We start from the raw sequence: 24,503 nt of genomic DNA on the forward strand, positions 1-24,503 counted from the left end.
TGAGGAAAGAGTCATTTTTATTACGGAGGAAATAATTTGAAAAAAATACTATATCAATTATTTATTGAACTGACCAATAAACGATGGTCTTCTTTTGTTTTACAACGATTTGTTCAGTCATCGTTGAGTAAGCATATAATTCCATCTTATATGAAATTATATGACATTGGTCAAGAAGATATTAAAAAATCGATAACCGAATTTTCTTCTCTACACGAATTTTTTATCCGTGAGTTGAGACGTGATGCTCGCCCAGTGCATCTAGCCAAGGAAACTCTTGTAAGTCCTGTGGACGGAGTCATCGAGAATATAGGGGTTATTACGAAAGATCTTATTATGGTGGTAAAGAACAAAAATTATTCGGTAGAAGAAATGGTAGGTGATTTGGAAAAAGCGAAACACTATGAAGGCGGTACTTTTATGGTTATATATTTAAGTCCAGCTCACTACCACCGTATACACAGTCCGATTTCGGCAACGATTGTGGACCAGCAAATTCTAGGCCGTCACTCATATCCTGTAAATGCAGCTGGATTAAAATATGGCGAACAGGTGCTAAGTAAAAATTATCGTCATGTGGTGGAATTAGAGAAGAACTCAAAAAAAATGAGCATGGCGATGGTCGGTGCAATGTGGGTCAACTCAATTGAACGAACTCAGAAGAAAGAACAATGGGAAAAAGGAGAAGAAGTTGCTTACTTTACTTTTGGATCGACCGTAGTTCTGTTATTTGAAAAAAATACATTTGTTCCAATGATCGATACAACACCCTTTTCAATTAGAGTAGGAGAGAAGTTGGGACAATTTCGTTCATAAAAAAACCCTGTTGATTAAACATCAGGGTCTTCAAATAAATTAAGGCAGTATTTATTTAGAAGAGGTTTTGGTTTTTAGCTCAAAGTCATATATAGATGACACCTTGCGCTTTTCTTATTCACGAGGATACCTTCATCACTTCATAAAAACCACGTTGATGCAGTTCTTTTTCAATTAGGATTATAAAATCTTTACTTAAGTGAAGTTTCATCGCTTTGTAATATGACTGAATTAATAACTCGTCAGATAGCTTGTGCACAGGGTCTTTCACCTCCATAAGTAAATGTTCTAAATGGCTGAAAGATACATATATGAGTGTTGTAAATGATATATTCTAACTTTATCAAACAAAGTTAGCTGGAACAAGCGTTCTCTTATCCACAGGTGTTGGTGGATAACCTGTGGTTAGTTTGTTTATAAAGGGAAAATATGCCCGGTATTTATGATGGTAAAATGTGGATTACTTTATCCACAAAAAACCATGCGTAGAATTTTATCGAAAGATTTCTTGCTTTTTAGGGAATTTGACGTATTATAGAATTTTTTGAAGTGTTATGTATAATTGGATATGCTAATAATTATGAGAAATTATTAGCAAATATCATTTTAGTAAGGTGCTATTCGCTGCAGTATCAATTCCATTAACAGGATAGGATTCTAGTCATCTTTCCTCAATTCGTGATTGAAATTGATACGGAATGTGAAACTGCTTGAATAAATAAGCTTGTTTTGCAAAGTTTGTGGCTTTTTGTATCGGTTTATAATTTATGATATAGCTTTGTTTCGGCCATCAATTACGATATGCGGAAGTCGCTCGCCCTGAGGCGGCAGGCAAATGACAGTATACGCAGTGAAATGGAGGATTTACTCAAAAATCAGATGTAATAGCCACAATGTATACGAAAAGAGTCATGGAGAACGAATCGCCAAATTGCTGATTTCGATGTGCCCAAGTAACTCGATGTATTGTTTTTTTGCTTTACTTGTAGTTACTCCCACGAAAACATTATAGGAAATTAAAAGAGGTGTTAATGTGTTAAAATCTTTTTTGCCTAACAAGCTCGTTAAAGATATTTTTCAAATATCGCCGAGTGAATTAAAAGAGCAAGGAATAAAAGCTGTGATTACCGATTTAGATAATACGTTAGTAGAATGGGACCGGCCTAATGCTACGCCGAAACTCATTCAGTGGTTTAAAAGCTTAGAAGATGCAGGGATTCTTGTAACGATAGTATCTAATAATAATGAAGTGAGAGTTAAATCCTTTTCAGACCCACTTGAACTACCGTTTATTTACAAGGCTAGAAAGCCCATGGGAAAAGCATTTCTTCGGGCCATTAAGGATATGAAGGTCGAAAAAGAAAATACGGTAGTTGTCGGTGATCAATTGTTAACGGACGTTCTCGGTGGAAATCGAAATGGTTTTTATACGATTTTAGTCGTCCCTGTTGCTCAAACTGATGGATTTGTTACGAAGTTTAATCGAAGAGTTGAAAGAAGAATTATGTCCTGGTTTAAACGAAAGGGACTAATTAATTGGGAGGATTAATTGTGAGTAATATTGAACTAGCTTGTGTAGGGTGTGGTGTAGGGATCCAAACAACGGATAAAGAAGCCTTAGGATACGCTCCACCTTCATCTTTGCAAAAAGAGGCGATTATTTGTCAAAGATGTTTTCGTTTAAAACACTATAATGAAGTACAAGACGTAAGCCTAACGGATGATGACTTTTTAAAAATTCTCAATGGGCTAGGTGAAGTAGAGGGCCTTATTGTAAAGATTGTTGATATTTTCGATTTTAACGGAAGTTGGTTACCTGGTCTTCATCGCTTTGTGGGTAAAAATCCAATTCTTCTGATTGGAAATAAGGTGGATTTGTTACCGAAATCGGTTAAAGAATCTAAAGTTGTCCATTGGATGAAACATGAAGCAAGAGAGCAAGGCTTAAAGCCAATAGATGTTAAACTAGTAAGTGCTGCCAATGGGAAGAAAATTAGAGAAACGTTAGAAGCTATTGAAGAGTACCGTCAAGGTAAAGATGTGTATGTTGTTGGATGTACTAACGTTGGGAAGTCGACTTTCATCAATAGAATTATTAAAGAGGTTTCAGGAGAGGAGAATGTTATTACGACCTCTCACTTTCCTGGGACAACGCTTGATATGATCGAAATTCCTTTAGATGATGGAGCAGCTTTGATTGATACGCCAGGTATTATCAATCATCATCAAATGGCCCATTTTGTTGCAAAAGAAGATCTTAAAATCATTACCCCTAAAAAAGAAATCAAGTCCCGAGTATTTCAGTTAAATGAAGAGCAAACTCTTTATTTTGGAGGATTGGCACGTTTTGACTTCTTGTCAGGGTTGCGCACGTCCTTTGTGTGTTATTTAGCTAATGAATTAATGATCCATCGAACCAAATTGGAGAAAGCGGATGATTTATACAAAAATCATGTGGGTGAGCTACTGACTCCTCCAAGGAAAAATGATTTTGATCACTTTCCTGAGTTGGTTCGCCACGAGTTCATGATCAGAGAAGGGAAAACAGATATTGTCTATTCCGGATTAGGCTGGGTAACAGTCAATGACCCTGGAGTAAAAATAGCTGCCTATGCCCCAAAAGGTGTAAGTGTATTTATTCGTAAATCATTAATATAAGTTGTTTTCGCAAAAATTGTGGCTTTTCTTGTTAGTCTATGAGCTGTGATAACGCTTGGTTTCTGGTCATCTTTTCGTAATCATATGAATGTAATCTCTGAAAAAAACGATGTGCCCTCGAAATTATTGATTAAATAGCAACAATGTCTACAAAATGAGCCTTAAGATAAGAGGGGGAGAGAAAATGAATATGCTGTATGGTGTCATTGGCGATCCAATTGCTCATTCAATGTCTCCACTAATGCATAATGCAGTCTTTTCAGAACATAAACTAAATGCCTATTACCATCCTTTCCATATTAAAAAAGATGATTTAGTGCGTTCGCTGTTAGGTATGAAAGCTCTAGGAATTGCCGGATTTAACGTCACGATCCCTCATAAGGAACTAATTCTTCCTTTATTAGACGAGGTTGACCCACTCGCGCAAGCTATCGGTGCGGTGAATACAGTTGTGTCTGATGGAGAGAAACTGATAGGATATAACACCGATGGAGAAGGTTTTATGACTGCCTTACATCACAAGATTGAATGTGTTGACTCTGTGCTGGTAATTGGTGCTGGTGGAGCAGCTAAAGCAATTCTTTATACTCTTGCCCACCAAGGTATCTATTCGATTGATGTAGCCAATCGTACAGTTGCAAATGGTGAAAGGCTGTTGTCGGAATGTCCGTTTCCAATCAGAGGGAATTCATGTTCTCTTTTAGAAGCCGAAGAGAAATTAGCACATTATGATGTGGTGATTCAAACCACCAATATTGGTATGCATCCGCATATTCAAGATAGCCCCTTATCGGTAAAAAACTTAAAAGCATCATCGTATGTAATTGATATTATTTATAATCCGCAAGAGACCTTGTTTTTAAAAGAGGCAAAGGAATTGGGAGCAAGAACACAAAATGGCTTAGGAATGTTTGTGCACCAAGGAGCACTTGCCTTTCAAAAATGGACTGGAATCTATCCTGATACAAAAATAATGAAGAAAATAGTTATGAAACAACTAGGAGGAAATAATCATGCTAACAGGTAAACAAAAACGATTTTTAAGAGCGAAGGCACACCATTTATCCCCAATTTTCCAAGTTGGAAAAGGTGGAGTAAATGAAAATATGGTTAAGCAAATTTCCGAAGTTCTCGAAATTAGAGAATTAATCAAAGTCAGCATCCTACAAAATTGTGATGAAGATCGTAATGAGGTCGCAGCAGATTTATCAAAAGGAGCGCGAGCAGAACTCGTTCAAGTTATTGGAAATACCATTGTTTTGTATAAAGAATCAAGAGAAAATAAGCAACTTGTTCTTCCATCTTAAGGTGAGGGGATGAGGAAAAAAGTAGGTATTCTAGGTGGAACTTTTAACCCCCCTCATATAGGGCATCTGATTATTGCGAATGAGGTATTGGAAAAGCTAGGTCTACAAGAAGTATGGTTTATGCCGAACGGGCAACCTCCTCATAAAGAACAATTAGGGGAGAGTTCTAATAATCAACGAGTACAAATGACTCAATTTGCGATAGAATCGAATCCTAAGTTCCAAATAGAGCTTTTGGAACTAGAACGAAGTGGCCCTTCTTATACAGTAGACACCATGCAACTATTAACCGAAAAGAATCCCGATACGGATTTCTACTTTATTATCGGTGGTGATATGGTAGAGTCATTATCTACTTGGTATAAAATTGATGAATTAGCAAAATTAGTTACATTTGTTGGTGTGAACCGACCAGGCTATTCGCTCACGACAGATTTAGATATCTTATTCGTAGAAGTTCCGATCATGGAAATTTCTTCGAGCATGATTCGTACAAAACGAAATGAGCGAAAGAGCGTAAAATATTTAGTGACCGATCCGGTTTTGAATTACCTTGAGGAGGAGAGTTTGTATGAACCGTTCTGATGCATTGGCCGTTGTTAGACGGGAACTGACGGAGAAGCGTTATAAACATACTCTTGGGGTACTAGAGACTGCTGTGGATTTAGCCAAAGCTTTTGGGGAAGACGAGAAACAGGCTGAACTAGCAGCTATCTTTCATGATTACGCAAAATTCCGACCAAAGGAAGAAATGAAAGCAATCTTACTTGAGCAGAACTTTGATGATCGGTTGATTCAATTTAATGATGAATTGTGGCATGCTCCTGTTGGCGCATTTTTAGTTCAACAACAGGTGGGAGTAGCAGATGAGAAGGTTTTAGCTGCTATTCGCTTTCATACATCTGGTCGAGCCAATATGTCTTTACTTGAAAAAATTATATATGTGGCAGACTATATTGAACCTGGTCGAAACTTTCCAGGAGTTGAGGAAGCACGAAGATTAGCGAAAGTAGATATTGATCAGGCGCTTTTATTTGCGATGAAAAATACAATAACCTTTTTGATTAGCAAAGGAGTACAAGTATTTCCAGAGACATTTGAAGCGTACAATGATTTAGTAAAAAGAGGAGTGACATTATAATGAAAAAAAACGAATTACTACAAGTTGTGTACGAAGCAATTGATGATAAACGTGGAGAAGACATTGTTGCCTTAAATATGGATGGAATTTCAATAATTGCGGATTATTTCGTGATTTGTCACGGGAATTCCGATAAGCAAGTTCAAGCGATGGCACGTGAAGTGAAACAGAGAGCTGATGAAATGGGTATTTTTGTAAAACGAATGGAGGGATTTGACGAAGGTTCATGGATTTTAGTGGATTTAGGAGATGTTGTTGCACATATTTTCCATAAAGATGAACGAAATTATTACCATTTGGAACGTTTATGGGGAGATGCGCCACTAGTAGATCTTGCGAGTAAGTCCTCTTCATGAGTTATCAGAAATTTGCATCTGTATATGATTACTTAATGAGTGATGTTCCTTATGATGATTGGATGGAATTTACTAAATCACACTTGAGAGAAAATAAAATAAAGCCACATAAAGTATTAGATTTAGCTTGTGGAACTGGAGAAATGTCTCTTCGCTATGTTCGCGAGGGTTGGTCCGTTACAGGTGTTGACTTATCTGAAGAAATGTTAATGTTTGCTCAGGAAAAAGCGATGAATCAGGGGGCTTCGATTGCCTTGTTTCAACAAGATATGAGTCAATTAGAGGGGTTAGGTCATTTTGATTTAATCACTATTTTCTGTGATTCATTAAATTATTTAACGGATGAAGAGCAAATCAGGTCTACTTTTCAGCGGGTACATGATCATCTTGGGGAAAATGGTTTATTTATGTTTGATGTTCATACTCCTTATAAAATGAATACTGTTTTTTTAGGACAAACATATACTTTAAAGGATGACGATGTATCATATATCTGGGATTGCCTACCTGGTGAGTGGCCGCTAAGTGTTGAACATGATTTAACGTTCTTTGCGTTCAATGAAGAGCATGACACCTATGACCGGTTTGACGAGTTACATATTCAAAGAACGTTTCAATCTAGTCAATATAAGCTGTGGTTAGAAGAAGCAGAATTAGAAATTCTATCTGTTTCCTACGACTTTTTTCAAACCCAACCAACCGGAAAAGCAGAAAGAACATTCTTTGTATGCCGTAAGAAAAGCGGAAGTGGCTGACCAGGGACGGCAGGCATCTGGCAGAACACGAAGTGAAGCCTGCTTCACGTAGTGGGCTGACAAATGCCCGAGTCCCTAGCCACTGAAGCTGGACAAAGAAAAGCGGAAGTGGCTGACCAGGGACGGCAGGCATCTGGCAGAACACGAAGTGAAGCCTGCTTCACGTAGTGGGCTGACAAATGCCCGAGTCCCTAGCCACTGAAGCTGGACAAAGAAAAGCGGAAGTGGCTGTTCTGCGGCGTCAGGCAAATGAAGAACACGGAGGTGATGCCTGCATCGCTGGAGGGTTATTCATTTGACCCCGAGCCGCAAGCCACTGAAGCTGGACAAAGAAAAGCGGAAGTGGCTGTTCTGCGGCGTCAGGCAAATGAAGAACACGGAGGTGATGCCTGCATCGCTGGAGGGTTATTCATTTGACCCCGAGCCGCAAGCCACTGCAGCTGGACAAAGAAAAGCGGAAGTGGCTGTCCTGCGGCGTCAGGCATCCTTAAACTTTTTATTTTTACTTCTGAACTAAAAAAAGAACCTGATTCACAGGTTCTTTTATTTTTTAGGAGGATATCGGGAGGAAGAATCGAATAATAGATTTAGTACGTCTTAAATTGTTTTTTTGTATTTGACAGATCCTCTTCAAACTTCTCGTGTGTTGCTCGAAATACTTTTTGAAACATATCCCCAATTTCGCTCTCTAACACTTTAATACCTTCTCCCGTAACCCCACCTTTCACACATACTTTTTCTTGAAGCGATGGTAAAGTATAAACGTTTTTCTTTAATAATTCACCTAGTCCTATGAGCATTTGTGATGCGAGTAAGGTTGCTTGGCTCTTAGAGATTTTTGTTTCTTCTACAGCCCCGTCAATAAACCGCTGCGTGATATAACTAAAAAACGCTGGTCCACAACTAACAATATCAGAGGATACCCGCGTAATATTTTCATCAATTTCCACAGGTGTCGATATTTTTTCAGCCAGTGAAAATAAAATTTCTTTCCAGTCAGTCCAGCAGTTTGTGCTGAAGGACAATAAAGAGACACCAGATAACACACGATTCGTAATACTTGGAATTAAGCGGGCGCAAGAGCAATCAACAACCGACTCTAGTTGAGTGACACTGACAGGACTCGTTATGGAAACAAGGCACTTTTCGGCTGTGAAAAGATGATTATGTTTGAATAAGATTGGATGCATATCCAATGGTTTCACACATAGAAAAATTAAGTCAGCTGATTTTATGGTTTGTGAGACCGTTTCACAGATGGTTAATAAAGGAATCTCTTTCTGAATTTCTCTTGCCTTCGTAAGATTTCTATTAGTAATAAACAATTGGGAAGGAGAAATTGCTTCTGATTCCACAAGAGACTGGATAAGAATTTTTCCCATATTCCCCGTACCAATGATGCCAATTTTCATGCTGTAACCCTCCTTCTTTATCCACATTCTCTCATACAATCTATGCTAGGAAGTATCTATATATGCTTAGGGAGGTGAAATGGAAAATGAAAGAAATGCTCCTTCGCTATAGAAATTGGCTACTCATGATTAGTGCGTTAGTGGCGGTACTTGTAGGCTTGTATCTTCAAAAAAATACTGAAAAAGAGCATATTAGCACACCTCTAATGATTGAAGAAACAGTCGAAGAAGCGGATATTCAAAGTGAGGATTATATGGTGGATATAAAAGGTGCTGTCAAAAATCCTGGTGTGTATGAGACCAGTGCGGATGAAAGAGTTGTAGATATCATTAAGAAAGCTGGAGGGCTAGAGATTGATGCAGATCCTTCAAAGATAAATTATGCACAACGAGTTGAAGATGAAATGGTGATTTTGGTTCCCAAAGTAGGTGAAATGGCTGAAGGAAATCTGACGCAATCACAGCCTATGAAAATCAACATTAACAAAGCATCAAAAGAGGAGTTAGAAACACTTTCAGGGGTCGGACCTTCAAAAGCCGAGGCAATCATCAATCATCGTGAGGAAGAGGGTTTGTTTAAAAGTGTGGAAGATATCTTGAACGTAACCGGCATTGGAGAGAAAATGTATGAAAAGATTAAAGATGAGATTTCGACCTAGTGAAAAAGAGGATTGACGTTGGCGAGAAAAAATCGTTACACTTAAGGTAAACGAAGGATGGGAGTAAATTATGAATAGAATATCCTGGAATCAATACTTTATGGCCCAAAGCCATTTGCTTGCATTACGAAGTACATGTACAAGATTAGCTGTGGGCGCAACAATTGTGAGGGAAAAGAGGATGATCGCAGGTGGGTATAATGGATCCATTTCAGGTGGAGATCATTGTATCGATCAAGGGTGCTACCTGATTGATAATCATTGTGTTCGAACTATTCACGCGGAAATGAATGCTCTTTTACAGTGTTCAAAATTTGGTGTACCAACAGAAGGAGCCGAATTATATGTGACGCATTTTCCCTGTATTCAGTGTACAAAATCTATCATTCAAGCCGGAATTCAAACGGTTTATTATGCTCAAGAATATAAAAATCATCCATATGCAGTTGAATTATTTGAAAAAGCGGATGTGTCCATTCTTCATGTACCTTTTCTTGGAGAAGGTCTAAATCTACAGAATCTAGAAAAAGAGAATGTTGTTAACGAACTCGTAATGGAATTGGAACGGTGCGGTGCTTCCCCAGACATTATCGCTAAATACAAGCACACTTCTTCCAATCCCTTTTAGCTTTATGAAATCTTTCTACCTAATCTATCTCTCATTCACCTTCTTGTTAGGAGTGTCCCTTCATATACAGCTTCGTTGGGGTCTCTCCTTCCTTTGCCTCTGTTTTGCTTTTTCCTTTCTTAAGAAATTCTCCTATCAAAATTATCTTTTCATGTTAATTGTGATTACTTTTAGCTATACCTATAGTGGTTATGTAGATGAAAAGCAAACAACGGTATTTCATGGTGACGAAAAAAAATTTCAAATAACAATCACAGAACCCTTTGTCCAACGGGACGAAAAATTAGTTGGAAAAGTAAAGACATTAAATGAAACCATTCTACTTTCACTAACCTTTCCTAATAGCGTTGATGCTGAACTAGGTTACTCCCTATTCAATCCTGGAATGACCTGCTCCGTAGGGGGGGAACTCGAAAAAGCTGGGAAAGCTACGAATGAAAATGCGTTCGACTATGAACAGTATTTAAAAAACCAAGCTATTCACTGGGTACTGCATACAGATGCACCTATCACATGTGATGAAGGAGAAGGTTCTCTCTGGGTCATGATGCAAAAGTGGAGACAACAGGCAACAGAAAAAATACAAAATCATTTTGGTCGGTCTGGTCCATTGGCGTTAGCCCTTATACTAGGAGACCGTAACGAGCTCTCGAGTGAGAGTGAAAATGCCTATCGTCGTTTAGGAGTGATTCATCTCCTAGCGATTTCCGGGCTGCATGTCGGTTTAATAAGTGGTATGTGTTATTATATGTTACTTCGAATGGGACTAAATCATCGTTTTTGTAAAGTGGCATTACTGATTTTATTACCGGCCTTTGTATTGCTGACCGGTGCATCTCCACCCGTTGTTCGAGCGTGTCTAATGGTTATGATTTTGAGTATCGCTTCATTAAGTAAGGGGAAGATTCGTGCAGTCGATGCTCTATGCGTCAGTTTCCTTGGAAATATGTTCTTCGCACCACGAATTATTCTCGATCCTGGTTTTCAATTATCGTACTGTGTTTGTTTTACCTTAATTCTTTCTTCAGCGACGCTTTTGCAGAGGACAAATTATGTAGTCGTACTGTTTAAAGTGAGTTTAATTTCCACAGTTGCTTCGTATCCGATATTGTTATTTCATTTTTATGAAATCTCCCTCGTTGGGCTCTTCACAAATTTGCTTTATGTTCCTCTTTTTTCTTTCTTGTTGTTGCCCTTATGTTACGCCACATTTCTCCTCCTTTTAATTTTCTTTCCTTTATTTGAGTTATTTCATTCTTTGTTAGAAGTACTGGTCTTGTATATAGAGAAACTGACCTTTTATCTTAGTTCGTTTCCCTATAGCACCATAATCCTTGGAAAACCTAGCATGATTTTAATCATATTGGATATATGTTTCATTTCAATTATTTTCCTTACTTGGGAAAAGGGAAAAATGAAAACAGCGCTTCTTCTTGGCAGTAGTTTAGTACTCTTCCATCTTCTCGCACCATATATCTCTCCAAAAGGAGAAGTAGTTTTTTTAGATGTAGGGCAGGGAGATTGTATTTATATTAGGTTGCCTTATAACAGAGGTCATTATTTAATTGATACGGGCGGTGCAGTATCTTTCACTGGCAAAAAAACCTTTGACATTGGAGAATCTGTAGTGATTCCCTTCCTCAAAAGTAAAGGGGTGAGAAAACTCGATAAGCTCATTCTAACTCATAGTGATTACGATCACATAGGTGGCAGTGTTGCGGTGTTGAAACAGTTGGAAGTAAGTGAGGTACTTATCAGCCCTTCAGCAGTAAAGAAGGATGAGATGAAGGAAATTCTAAAAGTTACAAAACGAAAAAATATTCCGGTCAACGAAGTGAAAGCAGGAGAGAACTGGTCGAATCGATCAGGACGATTCAATATTTTATCTCCATTTGATGATGTATATGATGGCAATAATGATTCACTGGTAGTGTATGGAGAATTTGGTGGAAAATCTTGGCTGTTTACAGGTGATTTAGAAGAGGATGGAGAAAGACAATTTCTTCAAAAGTGGATGGTCAATATTGATGTTTTGAAGGTAGGACATCATGGTAGCAATTCTTCCTCTACAGCTAAATTTTTAGAAGAACTTTCACCGGAATTTGCAATCATTTCAGCAGGGAGAAACAACAGATTTGGTCATCCCCACAAAGACGTTTTGAAGCGATTACAGTCACAAAATACAACAGTGTATACGACAGCAAAAAGTGGGGCGATTTCGTATGTGTTTTTTCTGGATCAAGGAACGTTTTATACTGTCCTTCCATAAGATGTGGTATTAATAACGAAAAAGGAGCTCGCATCAACACGAACTCCTTTTACCGTTATTAAGATCCTAAGTATTGAATAACCGTTGCAATTACGAACATGGTGGCAAAGAATCCAAAAGATACTATAAATCCAACACCTGAATCAACAGCGTCGTTACGTTTAGACTGAACATTTTTTTCGAATTGGTTCACGAGTACCCCTCCTATTTCTATTTTAGTATAGAGGATTGTTAAAAAAAAATCTATACTTCCATTCATATTTTCCTTTACTAGAAAGAGTTTACACCTATAGTTTAACAAACGGGGGTTAAAATAACCTTACCAAAGGAGATACCGCCAAGAATTAAGAGTCCTAGGTCTTTTTTCTTGGCGTTTATATAGATCTAGGAGCGGGTCCTTTTTTGATAAGGTTTCCGCTCTTTCCTCTTGCATATTTAACTAAGCTTCCTTACGATAAGAATGTAAGAATTAAACACATTGGAGCGGTTAATAGTGGTATCAAAATTATGGAACGAATTCGAAAAAGGTAATTTTTCCTCTCTCTACTTACTCTATGGTACAGAGAGCTTTCTCATTAATGAAACGAAGCAAAAGTTGACCATGCACGCGCTATCTCCTGAAGAAATGGATTTTAATTTTGCATCATTTGATTTACAAGAAGTTCCAATTGAAGTGGCGTTAGAAGATGCAGAGACCTTTCCATTTATGGGTGAGAGAAGAGTGGTTCTATTACATAACCCTGTTTTTTTAACAGCAGAAAAAACAAAAGAAAAAATAGAACATAATCTGGATAAACTCCAGCAATATCTTGGCTCGCCAGCACCTTATTCCATTTTGGTGTTTGTTGCACCTTATGAAAAATTGGACGAACGAAAAAAAATTACCAAAGCCTTGAAAAATTCTGCAACTGTCCTTGAAGCAAAAAAATTAAGCGAATATGAAATAAAAACGTGGATACGTGAGCGTTCTGCACTAAGTGGTGTACAAATTGATGAAGACGCTGTAGTAACTTTGCTGACTTTGTCAGGAACAAACTTAATGATGTTGACGAGCGAAATTGACAAATTAGCTTTATTTGCATATGAAACGAAACGAATCACAGCAGAAATGGTCGACCAACTAGTCGCAAGATCTTTAGAACAAAATGTTTTTTCTCTTGTAGAAAAAGTAATCCACAATCAAACACAGGAAGCTCTTCGAATATATTACGATTTATTGAAGCAAAACGAAGAGCCTATTAAAATTTTAGCGATTTTAGCAGGTCAATTTCGATTGATTTATCAAGTAAAGGAGCTATCTAGGAAAGGATATGGGCAACAAAAGATAGCCACTTTTCTGAGGGTACACCCCTTTCGCGTCAAGTTAGCAGCAGGACAAGCAAAGTCTTTTTCTGATGAACAATTGAGCAAAATAATGCTACTACTTTCAGAAGGTGATTTTGATATGAAAACAGGAAGACGAAGCAAAGAGTTGATTGTAGAGCTTTTTTTATTAAAGATTCATGGAGAATAATTATGAGAAGGTCGAAAATATTAAGGCTTTATGGCAAAAGAGTAACACCGGTTAATGATTTGACTTCATGCTCTTTTCCCACCGAGAAATTTTTTCTAGACTTAAAGTAGGAAATCACAAAAAAACCTTTTTTGTTTGTTTCTTCTTTTGTGTCAAGAGCAACAAAATTCATGAAAAGTGCAAATAAAAAAACGATCTCAAGAGATCGTTTTTTTTTTATTAAGCGTTCACTTTTTTCATTAAGCGAGCTTTTGTACGGTTAGCAGTATTCTTGTGAATAAGGCCTTTTTGAGCAGCTTTATCTAATTGCTTCACTGCACTTTTAAGGTATTCAGCTGAATTACTGTCGTTATTCACAACTGCAGCTTCAAATTTCTTAACTGCTGTACGCATAGAAGACTTAACCATAACGTTTTGCGCTTGACGAACTTCATTAGTTTTTACGCGTTTGATGGCAGATTTAATATTTGGCATTCCTGTCACCTCCTAAATAGCGATCGAGATTCTATTTTACTCGATAATTACATTTTTCATTTTAAATGAGAACAAATGATATTTTACCAAACGATAGAGCGGATTGCAATACTCTTCCTTCAGAAACCGTTGAATATGAATGAAGAAAATTTTCACAGGGCAAACTATCTTAAGCTTGAACTATCTTTTTTGGAGGTGAAATCCTTTATGGGTCATGAGCCATTAGATTTGTCGAACTACTCCGTAAGAACCGATTTAGCGGTTGAAGCGAGAGAGATAGCCTTAGAGGGTCAAGAGAAAGAAGGAGTGGAAACTAATCGTACCACTTTAGACGGCGTCATTATAAAAGAACGTGAAATCAATGGGGTTAAAGTTTCAAATGTCACAATTACTCCTGAAGGTGAGAAGGTAATTGGCAAAAAAACAGGCCAATATTTAACAATTGAAGCTGTTGGGATTCGTGAAGAAAACTCTGATCTTCAACAACAAGTTGAGGAAATATTTGCTAAAGAGTTCAGTGGATTTCTACAAAACAAAGGAATTGCAAAAGAAGCCAGCGCTTTAATCGTGGGGTTAGGAAACTGGAATGTTACCCCAGATGCATTAGGACCGATTGTCTGTGAAAACGTGATTGTTACAAGGCATTTATTTGCCCTTCAGCCTGAAAGTGTTGAAAAAGGGTATCGTCCGACTAGTGCAGTGGCTCCAGGAGTGATGGGGATTACTGGGATTGAAACAAGTGATATTATTTACGGTATCGTTGAAAAATCAAAACCAGATTTTATTATTGCGGTGGACGCACTAGCTGCGCGAAATGTAGAAAGAGTCAACGCCTCTATTCAAATATCTGATACAGGTATTCATCCAGGCTCAGGAGTCGGAAATAAGCGCAAAGAACTTAGTGAGGAGACGCTGGGCATACCGGTTATTGCCGTAGGGGTTCCGACCGTCGTAGATGCCGTGACGATTGCCAGTGATACCGTCGACTATCTACTAAAACATTTTGGAAGAGAAATGAGAGAAGGAGGTAAGCCTTCGCGTTCTCTCGTTCCTGCAGGGATGACCTTCGGAGAGAAGAAAACATTCACTGAGGAAGATCTACCACCTGAAGAGCAGCGAAAAACATTTTTAGGAATGATTGGAACATTAGAAGAGGAAGAAAAAAGAAAGCTGATTCATGAAGTGCTTGCCCCTATAGGACATAATTTAATGGTCACCCCGAAAGAGGTTGATGTGTTTATTGAGGACATGGCCAATTTAATTGCCAATGGTCTAAACTCAGCTTTACATGAAGCGGTGAATCAGCAGAATGTAGGATTTAAAACTAGGTAAACCATGGTCTGATTTGGGATCTTTAGTTCTACTATCTCTAGTAACATCATAGTCTCTAATAGAGTTTATTAGAGAGGGTGGAAGCATGAAATCGTTAAAGTCGTCCCATACCATCGTAGCCATTAATATCACTACTATTGCAAAAGGCATTTTTGTTTTTCTTTGCTCACTTCTTTCTATTTTTGTGATTTCAGGCTTCCTGACTACGCTAAAGCCTGAATATCGAATAAAATCAGATTCTGTTCATAGAGCAGCCGAGCATATCTCAGGTGAGAGTTTATTTAGTCTATTCACTTTAGAAAATCATATGTTTCAAAGTGGAAATTCTGGCGACAGTGTTTGGCCAACTACATCTGAATTGCTACTGTCAATGACGACAAATATTCGTTTTGAAGACCCGAGAAGTTACTTAGGTAGAGAGCTTCCTGGATTTTCAATATTTGATGGAAATATCGTGGTTGCAGGAGAAGGAACGAATTACACGAATCTGCCTATTGAGTCACTCCCTCCAATGGATACATTTGAAAAGGAAGCAGAGCTGCAAAATACAGAGGGGGTTTCTCCTGATAATCCACCCCCTTATACGGGAAGTGGAGAAGAGAAAGTCTATATCTATTTTACTCATACAAGAGAATCTTTTTTACCGTATTTAAAAGGAATAACGGATCCCGATTCTGCTCATCATTCCCAAATAAATGTTACGAAAATTGGAGATAAACTCGAAACTGAACTGGAAGGCTTAGGGATAGGAACTATCACAGATAAGAGTGACATCGTTGCTCGCTTGAATCAAAAGGGAATTGAATATTTTAACGCGTATGAAGAATCAAGACAGGTTGTCCAAGCTTCCGTCACAGAACATAGGGATTTACTCTATCTAATAGATATTCACCGTGATGCTCAAAGAAAAGGGGTTACAACCACAACCATAGGTGGACAACCCTTTGCTAAATTAGCCTTTGTTGTTGGGGCAGAGCATCCGAATTATGAAGAGAATCTAAAGGTTGCGACGGCGTTACACAATCTGTTAGAAAAACACTATCCAGGATTATCGCGCGGAATCATTGAAAAGAAAGGTGCAGGAACTAACGGGAAATTTAATCAAGATTTATCTGAAAAAGCAATGCTGATTGAATTTGGTGGAGTGGATAATACGTTTGAAGAATTAAATCGTTCTGCAGAAGCTTTTGCAAAAAGCTTTGCTGAATATTACTGGCAGGCGGAAAAAGTATCTGCACCTTCTAGCGAGTAATTAGACCATTACAAGGGACGACTGATCCTGAAAAGGGTGTGATGAAAGTGACAACATTTTTTGGGAAATGCCTTCTGCTCCTTTTGACCCTGTTTCTCGGTGTACTAATTGGGATGCAAACAGCTTCTACTGGGATGACTGATATGAAGGGGGAAGTAGCAGTTGATCCACTAAGCCAGCTTTCACAACAGGAAGAATTCTCCTATTCCAATGAAACAATTGCTGAAAAACAAGAGAAGCTACAGCGTATGAAATCGTATAATATTTTTTCTTCTGTAGGAAAAGTATTGGCAAACACGGTATCAAGTGTGGTTGAAGGTTTGATTCATTTCTTCTCATCGTTTCTGTAGCTATAAGTCATCCCGTTTGTCAGGTTGGGCAACGGGATATTTGTTTTTACCGATTTTCGTATGGAGATGTTGGCTTAATTTGGGGAATAATGTGTTAACACGATCTACTTTTACTTAAATTTACTGGATGAAGGTCATGAGGGTGCTAGTTGCCTTTTGGTGATCAGCTGCAGTGGCTTGAGACTCGGGCATTTGTCAGCCCACTACGTGAAGCAGGCTTCACTACGTGTTCTGCCAGATGCCTGCCGTCTCAGGGCAGCCTCTTTCGCTTTTAGTTGTATCTTGTGTTTTGTGCTGATATAATTCAAAATAGTGTACATGTGTCGATTAACAGGAGTGAACTGAAATGAACCGTGAAGAAAACTTAAAAAGACAGAAGAATATTAGAAATTTCTCAATTATTGCCCATATCGATCATGGGAAATCTACGTTAGCAGATCGAATCTTAGAAAAAACAAATGCTCTTACGTCTCGTGAAATGAAAGCACAATTACTAGATTCCATGGATCTTGAACGTGAAAGAGGAATTACGATTAAGTTAAACGCTGTTCAATTAACGTACAAAGCAAAGGATGGGGAAGATTATACTTTCCACTTAATTGATACCCCTGGTCATGTGGATTTTACATATGAAGTGTCTCGTAGCTTAGCAGCATGCGAAGGAGCCATTCTTGTCGTAGATGCTGCTCAAGGAATTGAAGCGCAAACGTTAGCGAATGTTTATTTAGCTCTTGATAATAACTTAGAAATTTTACCGGTAATAAATAAAATCGACCTTCCGGCAGCAGACCCAGAGCGTGTGCGTCAAGAAGTGGAAGATGTCATTGGCCTAGATGCTTCAGAAGCTGTACTAGCTTCTGCAAAAGCTGGTATAGGGATTGAAGATATTCTAGAACAAATTGTAGAGAAAGTTCCTGCACCTCAAGGAGATCCATCTGCTCCTTTTAAAGCCTTGATTTTTGACTCGCTATACGATGCGTATCGCGGCGTTGTTGCTTATATTCGTGTTGTAGAAGGCACGGTGAAAAAAGGCGATAAAATCAAAATGATGGCAACTGGAAAAGAATTTGAAGTGAATGAAATAGGCGTATTTACCCCAAAAGCCACTCCAAGAGACGAGTTAACAGTGGGCGATGTTGGATTCCTGACAGCGGCGATTAAAAACGTAGGTGACACTCGAGTGGGGGATACAATTACCAGTGTGGAAAACCCTGCCCAAGAAGCTTTACCAGGGTATCGTCGTTTAAATCCTATGGTCTATTGCGGGATGTATCCGATTGATTCGGCAAAATACATTGATCTCCGTGAAGCTCTCGAAAAGCTTGAATTGAATGATTCTGCGCTTCAATTTGAACCAGAAACATCACAAGCATTAGGGTTTGGCTTCCGTTGTGGTTTCTTAGGACTGCTACATATGGAAATCATTCAAGAGCGAATTGAACGTGAATTTAAAATTGATTTAATTACGACTGCTCCAAGTGTTATCTATGATGTTTATTTAACATCCGATGAAATCTTAAAAGTAGATAACCCTTCAGCAATGCCGGACCCTCAAAAAGTTGCTAAAATCGAAGAACCTTACGTAAAAGCAACGATTATGGTCCCGAATGATTATGTCGGTGCAGTCATGGAATTATGTCAAAAAAAACGCGGAATATTTGTTGATATGCAATACTTAGATGAAACTCGCGTGAGTATTGTTTATGAAATTCCACTCTCGGAGATTGTTTATGACTTTTTTGATCAATTGAAATCTAGTACAAAAGGATATGCTTCTTTTGACTATGAATTGATTGGGTATAAAGAATCCAATCTAGTGAAAATGGATATTTTATTGAACGCAGAACAGGTAGATGCGTTAAGCTTTATCGTTCATAGGGATTTTGCTTATGAGCGAGGAAAAGGTATTGTTGATAAGCTTAGAGAATTAATTCCACGTCAACAGTTTGAAGTACCAATCCAAGCGGCAGTTGGAAATAAAATTGTGGCACGATCCACAATCAAGGCTATGAGAAAAAATGTGTTAGCTAAATGTTATGGTGGAGACATTTCTCGTAAACGAAAACTTCTTGATAAACAAAAAGAGGGGAAAAAACGGATGAAGCAAGTAGGTTCTGTTGAAGTCCCCCAAGAAGCGTTTATGGCTGTCCTAAATTTAGATGACAATTCAAATAAGTAGCCTTGCTACTAGAGTTAGTGTATCTTGATGAAATAAACGAAAAAAATTATGACCGTTTGTTTCTAACTAGCAGAAGCAAGCCTGAATTGAAAGAACCAACCAATAAGAAAAAATGGAGGGGGAGAGCAAAAGCTTGTACCCCTTTTTTCTATGCAACACAATTAATATATTCAAGAGAGAGGGAAGAGAATGGTTTCTGCTGCTTATATTCATATTCCGTTTTGTGAACATATTTGTCATTACTGCGATTTTAATAAAGTATTTTTAAAAGGGCAGCCGGTTGATGAATATTTACATTTTTTAGACCAAGAGATAAAAGTAACACTTGAACAATTTCCAACGGAGGATATTCAAACGATTTTTGTGGGTGGTGGTACTCCTACTTCTTTAAGTTCCAAACAGTTGGATATTCTTTGTAGCAGCATTCGCAATCATTTACCTTACCAAAGGGGAGAATTCACATTTGAAGCGAATCCAGGAGACTTATCAAAAGAAAAATTAGAGGTTTTACGTTCGAATGGAGTCAATCGCCTTAGCTTTGGTGTTCAGTCTTTTAACAATGACTTATTAAGAAAAATCGGTCGTACCCATACCGCTGAAGAAGTGTATACCTCAATCGCCACGGCAAAAGAAACCGGATTTGAAAATATTAGCATTGATTTAATTTATAGCTTACCGACTCAAACCATTTCAGATTTTGAAGAAACTTTAGATGCGGCACTAGCTTTAGATCTTCCTCATTATTCGAGTTATTCACTAATTATTGAACCCAAAACCATCTTTTATAATTTAATGCAAAAAGGCCAACTGCCACTACCAGGACAGGATAAAGAAGCAGATATGTTTGAATTATTGATGAAAAAAATGGATAATTACGGATTGAAGCAGTATGAAATTAGTAATTTTGCGAAACCAGGCTTTGAGAGTAAACATAATCTTGTGTATTGGAATAATGAGGAATATTACGGTTTTGGTGCAGGTTCTCATGGTTATATGGCAGGAGTAAGACGGGCAAACTATGGACCATTAAGAAAATATATGCAACCATTACAAGAAAATAAACTACCTTTCATTGAAGAAATTCCGGTGTCCAAAAAGGAGAAAATGGAGGAAGAAATGTTCCTCGGATTGAGGAAAATGGAAGGGGTATCTCGTGAAAACTTCCTAATAAAATACGAAATAGATCTCTACGACGTGTTTTCAGCCGCAATGATAGATTTAACTAAGAAAGAACTCATTGAAGACAACTCTGGCTGGGTTCGGTTGACGAACAAAGGAAAGTTTTTAGGGAATGAAGTGTTCCAATCTTTTTTACAATAAGGTAAAACCATTGACAGGGGTTTGTCATTTTGATAATTTATTATTAGATTTAGCACTCGTTGTTAAAGAGTGCTAACAGAGGTGATAAATAATGTTGACGGATCGACAACTTTTGATTTTACAAATAATCATTGATGACTTTATCCGCTCTGCTCAACCAGTGGGATCAAGAAGTTTGTCAAAAAAAGAGGACATTGTATTTAGCTCTGCAACCATTCGCAATGAAATGGCTGATTTAGAAGAGTTAGGATTCATTGAGAAACCACATACCTCTTCTGGACGGATTCCTTCTGAAAAAGGGTATCGATATTATGTTGACCATTTGCTTTCTCCTCACACTTTGAACAAACAAGATATGCAAAAAATCCAATCGGTCTTTGCGGAAAGAATTTTCGAGATGGAAAATGTAGTGCAGAAATCTGCAGGTATTCTTTCCGAATTAACCAATTATACAACTATAGCTCTTGGTTCCTTAGTCCGTGAAAATAGAGTGAAAAAACTCCAAATCATTCCGTTAAATCAGGAAACGGCTATCGCGATAATCGTCACGGATACAGGCCATGTAGAAAACAAAATGTTTACACTTCCACCAGGAATTGATTCAAGTGATCTAGAAAAAATGGCGAACATCCTAAATGAACGACTTATTGGTATACCACTTGTGGAATTACATGACAAGATTTATAAGGAAGTAGCTGTTTTGCTGAAGCAACATATTCAGAGATATGATCTGGTGCTCCTATCTATTTCAGACGCTTTGAATTTACCGTCAAATGAAAAACTGTATTTTGGTGGCAAAACGAATATGCTAAATCAGCCAGAATTTCATGATTTAAATAAAGTGAAAAAGCTATTGCATATGATTGAGCATGAACAAGGGATCTATAAGTTGATTTCTCAGCTTCCAAATGGGATTCAAGTGAAAATCGGCAAAGAAAATGACTCTCTAGTAATGGAAGATTGTAGTCTTATATCAGCTTCTTTCTCAGTTGGAAGCAATCAAGTTGGGACTATTGCCATATTAGGTCCAACACGGATGGAATATTCGCGAGTAATTAGTCTGTTAAACTTTATCACTACGGATATGTCTAAAGCTTTAACCAAGCTGTATCAAAGCGAATGAGACTGGCCATATTGGTAAAGATAAGTCGATGGATGTTTTGACAATATTCTCAAAACAACAGAGAATTATTGGTGGGGGCGAATTCTGGTTTTTTATCCTTTCAAGGAGGTGATACACATGAATGAAGAAACTAAAAATGAACAACCACTAGAAGAAGTTGAGGTCGAAACAGAAGTAGTTGAACCCATCTTTGATGAAACAGAGGAAGCGGGTAAAGCTGAAGGTCTCTCTTCAAAAGTGAGCGAATTAGAAGAAAAGCTAGTAGATGAAGAAACACGTTATCTTCGACTTCGTGCCGACTTTGATAATTTCCGTCGCCGAGTGAACTTAGATCGTGAGGCGAGTGAAAAATATAGAGCACAAAGTGTCATTTCTGATATTCTTCCAGCCCTTGACAACTTTGAGCGTGCGTTAAACTTGGAACCGGATAACGAACAAACCAAAACTCTTTTGCAGGGAATGGACATGGTCTATCGCAGTCTAACAGATGCTTTAACGAAAGAAGGCTTAACAGCGATTCAAGCTGTCGACCAACCATTTGACCCGAATTTACATCAAGCGGTCATGCAAGTAGAAGACACAGAAAAAGAAAGCAATATTGTGCTTGAAGAGTTCCAAAAAGGGTATAAACTGAAAGATAGAGTACTTCGACCAGCGATGGTAAAAGTAAATCAATAATTACATAGAGATATGAAGGAGGAAAAAACATGAGCAAAATTATCGGTATTGACTTAGGAACAACAAACTCATGTGTTGCAGTCCTAGAGGGTGGAGAACCAAAAGTAATTCCAAATCCTGAAGGTGGACGTACAACACCATCTGTTGTTGCATTTAAAAATGGTGAAAAGCAAGTAGGGGAAGTTGCGAAGCGTCAAGCGATTACAAACCCAAATACGATTATTTCTGTTAAACGTCATATGGGAACAAGTCATAAAATTGAAGCAGAAGGAAAAGAGTATACACCTCAAGAAATTTCTGCGTTAATTCTGCAATATATCAAAGGATATGCAGAAGATTACTTAGGAGAAACCGTTGAAAAAGCGGTTATTACAGTTCCTGCTTACTTCAATGATGCTGAACGTCAAGCAACGAAAGACGCTGGTAAAATTGCTGGATTAGAAGTAGAAAGAATCATTAACGAACCAACAGCGGCAGCTCTAGCCTATGGTTTAGACAAAATGGATGAAGATCAAACAATCCTTGTGTATGACCTTGGTGGTGGAACGTTTGACGTATCTATTCTAGAACTTGGAGATGGCGTTTTTGAAGTACGCTCAACAGCTGGTGATAATCGCCTAGGTGGAGATGACTTTGACCAAGTGATTATCGATTTCTTGGTTGAGGACTTCAAAAAGGACAACGGAATTGATTTATCTAAAGATAAAATGGCTCTACAACGTTTAAAAGATGCTGCTGAAAAAGCGAAAAAAGACCTTTCAGGAGTGGCTTCTACTCAAATTTCATTGCCATTTATTACAGCTGGAGAAGCGGGACCACTTCATTTAGAAGTAACGCTCTCTCGTGCTAAATTTGAAGAGTTAGCTGCAGATTTAGTTGAGCGTACAATGGTTCCAACTCGTCAGGCGCTTAAAGATGCTGGTCTTTCAGCTTCAGAGCTTGATAAAGTAATCTTGGTGGGTGGATCAACTCGTATCCCAGCTGTTCAAGAAGCCATTAAAAAAGCAACAGGAAAAGAACCACATCGTGGCGTTAACCCAGATGAAGTAGTAGCGATGGGTGCAGCTATCCAAGGTGGAGTACTTACAGGTGACGTGAAAGACGTTGTGTTACTAGACGTGACTCCACTATCACTTGGTATTGAGACAATGGGTGGCGTATTCACAAAATTAATTGATCGTAATACGACAATTCCAACATCTAAACAACAAGTGTTCTCAACTGCAGCTGATAATCAAACTGCCGTAGACATTCATGTTTTACAAGGTGAGCGCCCAATGGCGAATGATAATAAAACGCTTGGACGATTCCAACTTGCTGATATCCCGCCAGCACCACGCGGTGTACCTCAGGTAGAAGTGAAATTCGATATCGATAAAAATGGTATCGTGAACGTAACGGCAAAAGACCTTGGCACAGGAAAAGAGCAAAACATAACGATCAAGTCATCATCAGGTCTTTCAGAAGACGAAATCGAGCGCATGGTTAAAGAAGCTGAAGAAAATGCAGATGCGGATAAAGCTCGTAAAGAAGAAGTAGAACTTCGTAACGAAGCAGATCAACTAGTGTTTACAACAGAAAAAACACTTAAAGATCTTGAAGGTAAAGTGGAAGAAGAAGAAGTGAAAAAAGCAGAAGAAGCAAAAGAAGCCCTAAAAGCAGCGATTGAGAAAAATGAATTAGCTGAAATTCGTGAAAAGAAAGATACTCTTCAAGAAATTGTTCAAGCTCTTTCAATGAAGTTATACGAAGAAGCTGCTCAACAAGCTCAAGGTGCTGAAGGTGCTGAAGAAGGCAAAAAAGACGATAATGTGGTCGATGCAGACTTTGAAGAAGTAAACGACGATAAATAAGATTGGCTGACAAAATAAAAAGTCAAAGTCAGGAAGTTCTTGACTTTGGCTTTTTGTTTAGGAAAAGCTCATTTCGTATACATTTTGGCTCTTTAGTCTAATTTTAGATGGAATCCTCCAATTTGCAGTTGATACCCATCAAAGATAGACGAAAAGGTACCCGGAAACGAAGCGATATCACCGTTTATAGACTGAATCGAAGAACAAAATCTTTGCGAAAACAGCCTTAGGAAAAAAGTGGAAGAGGTAGTCACTTCAGCAGGGAGTCTTATCAAGCTGCAGTGGCTAAGGACTCGGGCATTTGTCAGCCCACTGCGTGAATCAAGATTCACTACGTGTTCTGCCAGATGCCTACCGTCCTAAAACAGCCACTTTCGCTTTTAGTCTTATCAAGCTGCAGTGGCTAAGGACTCGGGCATTTGTCAGCC

General features: G+C 38.2%; 27 protein-coding genes. 23 read left to right on the plus strand and 4 right to left on the minus strand.

Annotated features, from left to right (window positions below):
* Positions 1-36: 36 nt before the first annotated feature.
* A complete protein-coding gene (locus U8D43_RS01980; protein WP_335869283.1) occupies positions 37-816 on the plus strand; it encodes a phosphatidylserine decarboxylase in 780 nt (259 codons plus the stop codon).
* A gap of 118 nt (positions 817-934) precedes the next feature.
* Here the strand turns inward: U8D43_RS01980 and U8D43_RS01985 are convergent, their stop codons facing one another.
* The gene (locus U8D43_RS01985) at positions 935-1,075 is read right to left on the minus strand and encodes a sporulation histidine kinase inhibitor Sda (protein WP_335869284.1); all 141 of its coding nucleotides are present in this window, start codon (positions 1,073-1,075) and stop codon (positions 935-937) included.
* Positions 1,076-1,849: 774 nt separating this feature from the next.
* On the opposite strand from U8D43_RS01985, the gene U8D43_RS01990 reads away from it, so the two are divergent.
* From U8D43_RS01990 to U8D43_RS02035, 10 genes are all read left to right on the plus strand, one after another.
* Positions 1,850-2,365, plus strand: a complete 516-nt coding sequence (locus tag U8D43_RS01990; RefSeq protein ID WP_335869285.1) for a YqeG family HAD IIIA-type phosphatase — start codon at positions 1,850-1,852, stop codon at positions 2,363-2,365.
* Positions 2,366-2,367: 2 nt separating this feature from the next.
* Entirely contained in the window at positions 2,368-3,474 is a 1,107-nt protein-coding gene (yqeH, locus tag U8D43_RS01995; RefSeq protein ID WP_335869287.1) for a ribosome biogenesis GTPase YqeH, read from the plus strand.
* Between the two features lie 184 nt (positions 3,475-3,658).
* Positions 3,659-4,501, plus strand: coding sequence for a shikimate dehydrogenase (gene aroE / locus U8D43_RS02000; RefSeq protein WP_335869288.1), 843 nt, complete (start codon positions 3,659-3,661; stop codon positions 4,499-4,501).
* Positions 4,488-4,781 (plus strand): ribosome assembly RNA-binding protein YhbY, encoded by a 294-nt coding sequence (yhbY, locus tag U8D43_RS02005; protein ID WP_335869289.1) that lies wholly within the window; start codon positions 4,488-4,490, stop codon positions 4,779-4,781. The genes aroE and yhbY overlap by 14 nt, the downstream gene beginning before the upstream one ends.
* 9 nt (positions 4,782-4,790) lie before the next feature.
* On the plus strand, positions 4,791-5,366 hold the full coding sequence (locus tag U8D43_RS02010) for a nicotinate-nucleotide adenylyltransferase (RefSeq protein WP_335869290.1): 576 nt from the start codon (positions 4,791-4,793) through the stop codon (positions 5,364-5,366).
* The gene (gene yqeK / locus U8D43_RS02015; RefSeq protein WP_335869291.1) at positions 5,353-5,922 is read left to right on the plus strand and encodes a bis(5'-nucleosyl)-tetraphosphatase (symmetrical) YqeK; all 570 of its coding nucleotides are present in this window, start codon (positions 5,353-5,355) and stop codon (positions 5,920-5,922) included. The genes U8D43_RS02010 and yqeK overlap by 14 nt, the downstream gene beginning before the upstream one ends.
* Positions 5,922-6,278 (plus strand): ribosome silencing factor, encoded by a 357-nt coding sequence (gene rsfS / locus U8D43_RS02020; RefSeq protein ID WP_335869292.1) that lies wholly within the window; start codon positions 5,922-5,924, stop codon positions 6,276-6,278. Before yqeK ends, rsfS begins: the two co-directional genes overlap by 1 nt.
* Positions 6,275-7,033 (plus strand): class I SAM-dependent DNA methyltransferase, encoded by a 759-nt coding sequence (locus tag U8D43_RS02025; protein WP_335869293.1) that lies wholly within the window; start codon positions 6,275-6,277, stop codon positions 7,031-7,033. The genes rsfS and U8D43_RS02025 overlap by 4 nt, the downstream gene beginning before the upstream one ends.
* Before the next feature lie 249 nt (positions 7,034-7,282).
* Positions 7,283-7,450: a hypothetical protein gene (locus U8D43_RS02030; RefSeq protein ID WP_335869294.1), complete on the plus strand. Its 168-nt coding sequence runs from the start codon at positions 7,283-7,285 to the stop codon at positions 7,448-7,450.
* Positions 7,401-7,550: a hypothetical protein gene (locus U8D43_RS02035; protein ID WP_335869295.1), complete on the plus strand. Its 150-nt coding sequence runs from the start codon at positions 7,401-7,403 to the stop codon at positions 7,548-7,550. The genes U8D43_RS02030 and U8D43_RS02035 overlap by 50 nt, the downstream gene beginning before the upstream one ends.
* A gap of 70 nt (positions 7,551-7,620) precedes the next feature.
* Here U8D43_RS02035 and comER read toward each other — a convergent pair whose 3' ends face one another.
* Positions 7,621-8,445, minus strand: coding sequence for a late competence protein ComER (gene comER / locus U8D43_RS02040; RefSeq protein WP_335869296.1), 825 nt, complete (start codon positions 8,443-8,445; stop codon positions 7,621-7,623).
* Positions 8,446-8,531: 86 nt separating this feature from the next.
* Between comER and U8D43_RS02045 the strand changes: the two genes are divergently transcribed.
* The 3 genes from U8D43_RS02045 to U8D43_RS02055 all read left to right on the plus strand — a co-directional run bounded on the left by U8D43_RS02045 (position 8,532) and on the right by U8D43_RS02055 (position 12,001).
* Positions 8,532-9,104 carry a helix-hairpin-helix domain-containing protein gene (locus U8D43_RS02045; protein WP_335869297.1) on the plus strand — a complete coding sequence of 191 codons (573 nt, stop codon included), beginning with the start codon at positions 8,532-8,534 and terminating at the stop codon, positions 9,102-9,104.
* 70 nt (positions 9,105-9,174) lie between these two features.
* On the plus strand, positions 9,175-9,732 hold the full coding sequence (locus tag U8D43_RS02050) for a ComE operon protein 2 (protein ID WP_335869298.1): 558 nt from the start codon (positions 9,175-9,177) through the stop codon (positions 9,730-9,732).
* Between the two features lie 4 nt (positions 9,733-9,736).
* On the plus strand, positions 9,737-12,001 hold the full coding sequence (locus tag U8D43_RS02055; RefSeq protein ID WP_335869391.1) for a DNA internalization-related competence protein ComEC/Rec2: 2,265 nt from the start codon (positions 9,737-9,739) through the stop codon (positions 11,999-12,001).
* 58 nt (positions 12,002-12,059) lie between these two features.
* Here the strand turns inward: U8D43_RS02055 and U8D43_RS02060 are convergent, their stop codons facing one another.
* A complete protein-coding gene (locus U8D43_RS02060) occupies positions 12,060-12,194 on the minus strand; it encodes a YqzM family protein (RefSeq protein WP_335869299.1) in 135 nt (44 codons plus the stop codon).
* Between the two features lie 300 nt (positions 12,195-12,494).
* On the opposite strand from U8D43_RS02060, the gene holA reads away from it, so the two are divergent.
* Positions 12,495-13,514, plus strand: coding sequence for a DNA polymerase III subunit delta (gene holA / locus U8D43_RS02065; protein ID WP_335869300.1), 1,020 nt, complete (start codon positions 12,495-12,497; stop codon positions 13,512-13,514).
* Positions 13,515-13,733: 219 nt separating this feature from the next.
* Here the strand turns inward: holA and rpsT are convergent, their stop codons facing one another.
* Positions 13,734-13,988 carry a 30S ribosomal protein S20 gene (gene rpsT / locus U8D43_RS02070; protein ID WP_335869301.1) on the minus strand — a complete coding sequence of 85 codons (255 nt, stop codon included), beginning with the start codon at positions 13,986-13,988 and terminating at the stop codon, positions 13,734-13,736.
* A gap of 207 nt (positions 13,989-14,195) precedes the next feature.
* Here rpsT and gpr point away from each other — a divergent pair, with 207 nt between their 5' ends.
* The 8 genes from gpr to dnaK all read left to right on the plus strand — a co-directional run bounded on the left by gpr (position 14,196) and on the right by dnaK (position 24,075).
* Positions 14,196-15,320: a GPR endopeptidase gene (gene gpr / locus U8D43_RS02075; RefSeq protein WP_335869302.1), complete on the plus strand. Its 1,125-nt coding sequence runs from the start codon at positions 14,196-14,198 to the stop codon at positions 15,318-15,320.
* Between the two features lie 85 nt (positions 15,321-15,405).
* Entirely contained in the window at positions 15,406-16,572 is a 1,167-nt protein-coding gene (gene spoIIP / locus U8D43_RS02080) for a stage II sporulation protein P (protein ID WP_335869303.1), read from the plus strand.
* A 47-nt stretch (positions 16,573-16,619) separates the two neighbouring features.
* Positions 16,620-16,922 (plus strand): DUF3679 domain-containing protein, encoded by a 303-nt coding sequence (locus U8D43_RS02085; protein WP_335869304.1) that lies wholly within the window; start codon positions 16,620-16,622, stop codon positions 16,920-16,922.
* Between the two features lie 346 nt (positions 16,923-17,268).
* Positions 17,269-19,101 (plus strand): translation elongation factor 4, encoded by a 1,833-nt coding sequence (lepA, locus tag U8D43_RS02090; RefSeq protein ID WP_335869305.1) that lies wholly within the window; start codon positions 17,269-17,271, stop codon positions 19,099-19,101.
* 189 nt (positions 19,102-19,290) lie between these two features.
* A complete protein-coding gene (gene hemW, locus U8D43_RS02095) occupies positions 19,291-20,421 on the plus strand; it encodes a radical SAM family heme chaperone HemW (protein WP_335869306.1) in 1,131 nt (376 codons plus the stop codon).
* Positions 20,422-20,512: 91 nt separating this feature from the next.
* Positions 20,513-21,544, plus strand: coding sequence for a heat-inducible transcriptional repressor HrcA (gene hrcA / locus U8D43_RS02100; RefSeq protein WP_335869307.1), 1,032 nt, complete (start codon positions 20,513-20,515; stop codon positions 21,542-21,544).
* Between the two features lie 117 nt (positions 21,545-21,661).
* Positions 21,662-22,222, plus strand: a complete 561-nt coding sequence (grpE, locus tag U8D43_RS02105) for a nucleotide exchange factor GrpE (protein ID WP_442893539.1) — start codon at positions 21,662-21,664, stop codon at positions 22,220-22,222.
* Positions 22,223-22,251: 29 nt separating this feature from the next.
* Positions 22,252-24,075, plus strand: coding sequence for a molecular chaperone DnaK (dnaK, locus tag U8D43_RS02110; RefSeq protein ID WP_335869308.1), 1,824 nt, complete (start codon positions 22,252-22,254; stop codon positions 24,073-24,075).
* The last annotated feature ends 428 nt before the right edge of the window (positions 24,076-24,503 follow it).

It is taken from the genome of Bacillus sp. 2205SS5-2, assembly GCF_037024155.1.
Classification (GTDB): Bacteria; Bacillota; Bacilli; order Bacillales; family Bacillaceae_K; genus Bacillus_CI.